The sequence below is a fragment of the Paraburkholderia sp. BR14320 genome (assembly GCF_040948665.1).
Classification (GTDB): Bacteria; Pseudomonadota; Gammaproteobacteria; order Burkholderiales; family Burkholderiaceae; genus Paraburkholderia; species Paraburkholderia youngii.
In genome coordinates this window covers 1-1196 of sequence record NZ_JBFPKG010000193.1, presented here as the reverse complement: position 1 = coordinate 1196, position 1196 = coordinate 1, and the positions used below count along the sequence as shown (strand labels likewise).

Sequence of the window (1196 nt, the reverse complement as noted above, 5' to 3'; positions counted from 1 at the left end):
ATGTACACCCAATCCCTCGATATCCCCGGCAACGTCGCCCCGCTGGACGCGGATGCGAATTCGCCCGAACAGGCGCGCTTCGACGCGGTCATGGCCGCCGACGGCAAGATCGAGCCGCAGGACTGGATGCCCGACGCGTACCGCAAAACGCTGGTGCGGCAGATCTCGCAGCACGCGCACTCGGAAATCGTCGGCATGCTGCCCGAGGGCAACTGGATCACCCGCGCGCCGAGCCTCAAGCGCAAGGCGATCCTGATCGCCAAGGTGCAGGACGAGGCCGGCCACGGGCTCTATCTGTATAGCGCCGCCGAAACCCTCGGCGTGTCGCGCGAGCAGCTGATCGACGCGCTGCACGCGGGCAAGGCCAAGTATTCGAGCATCTTCAACTACCCGACGCCCACCTGGGCCGACGTCGGCGTGATCGGCTGGCTGGTCGACGGCGCGGCGATCATGAACCAGATCCCGCTGTGCCGCTGCACGTACGGGCCCTATGCCCGCGCGATGATCCGCATCTGCAAGGAAGAGTCGTTCCACCAGCGTCAGGGGTTCGACGCGCTGCTCGCGATGATGGCCGGCACCGACGCGCAGCGCGAGCTCGTGCAGCAGGCGGTGAACCGCTGGTGGTGGCCGGTGCTGATGATGTTCGGCCCGAGCGACAAGGACTCGGTGCACAGCAACCAGTCGGCGCAATGGGGCATCAAGCGCATCACCAACGACGACCTGCGCCAGAAATTCGTCGACGCGACCGTCGAGCAGGCGAAGGTGCTCGGCGTCACGCTGCCCGATGCGGAGCTCAAATGGAACGAGGCGCGCGGCCACTACGACTACGGCGACATCGACTGGGAAGAGTTCTGGCGCGTCGTCAATGGCGACGGCCCGTGCAACCGCGAGCGCCTCGCGACCCGCGTGAAGGCCCATGAAGACGGCGCCTGGGTGCGCGAAGCCGCACTCGCCCATGCGGACAAGCAGCGCCAGCGCGCGCAACAGCACGCCGCCTGAGCGGCACGGCGAAACACCCGCGAAACACCCGCGAAAAATCAGCGAGAGTCAGGAATCAGGAGATCAGCAATGAACAAGGAATGGCCGATTTGGGAAGTGTTCGTGCGCAGCAGGCAGGGCCTCGACCACAAGCACTGCGGCAGTCTGCACGCGGCCGACGCGCCGATGGCGCTGCGCATGGCGCGCGACGTCTACAC

Annotated in this window: 1 protein-coding gene and 1 pseudogene; both read left to right on the top strand. The window is 66.5% G+C overall.

What is annotated here, in order from left to right:
* A partial coding sequence (gene paaA / locus AB3X89_RS39780; protein WP_368588000.1) for a 1,2-phenylacetyl-CoA epoxidase subunit PaaA occupies window positions 1–999 on the top strand: 999 nt, incomplete at its 5' end.
* A 69-nt stretch (window positions 1000–1068) separates the two neighbouring features.
* Window positions 1069–1196: pseudogene (locus AB3X89_RS39775) on the top strand (1,2-phenylacetyl-CoA epoxidase subunit B); the annotation flags it as partial.